General features: G+C 33.4%; 1 protein-coding gene and 1 pseudogene. Both read right to left on the bottom strand.

Features of this window, described 5'->3' with window-relative positions:
- Positions 1–180: pseudogene (locus tag CIW83_RS24710) on the bottom strand (ABC transporter ATP-binding protein); the annotation flags it as partial.
- A 116-nt stretch (positions 181–296) separates the two neighbouring features.
- Positions 297–656: ATP-binding cassette domain-containing protein (locus CIW83_RS24705; protein WP_304440631.1), on the bottom strand; the 360-nt coding region annotated here is incomplete at its 5' end.

Genomic DNA, 656 nt, shown 5'->3' with positions numbered 1-656 from the left:
TCTTCCTTTTTCATCATAGAACAGATGCTCTCTGTCTTTGTACTCTTGTTCTACTTGGATTCTATTATTGCGAAGTTCTTCTCTATTTTCAGCATTAATTTCTGGAATAGCTGCAATCAGCCTTTTAGTATAAATATGCTGTGGATTATTGTATATATCATCCCTTGTCCCTGCTTCCACAAATCTTCCTCTATACATGATGTATATGTAATCACACATATGTTTTACTACACCTAAGTCATGAGATATAAAAAGATAACTTAAACCAAAATCTTTTTGTATCTCTTTTAAGAAGTTTAGGACCTGTGCTTGACTGATAAGTCAAGAGCGGAAACGGGTTCATCTGCAACAATTAATCTTGGATTTAAAGATACAGATCTTGCTACACCTATTCTTTGTCTCTGTCCTCCAGAGAATTCATGCGGATACCTATATAAGGCGTCAGCAGGCATTCCAACTATATTTAATAGCTCTAAAACCTTTTCTAGTTCTTCTTCTTTTGTCAATTTTTCATAGTTTCGAATTGGCTCAGCGATAATATCTCTAATCCTCTTTTTAGGATCTAAACTAGATAAAACATCTTGAAATATCATTTGAACATCTTTGTTATATTCTACTTTTTTTCTTAGCCTTTTTGTATTGACTGGTTGTCCATC

Source organism: Tissierella sp. P1, from assembly GCF_002266425.1.
Taxonomy (GTDB): domain Bacteria; phylum Bacillota; class Clostridia; order Tissierellales; family Tissierellaceae; genus Tissierella; species Tissierella carlieri.
This window is presented reverse-complemented; position numbering and strand designations above follow the sequence as displayed.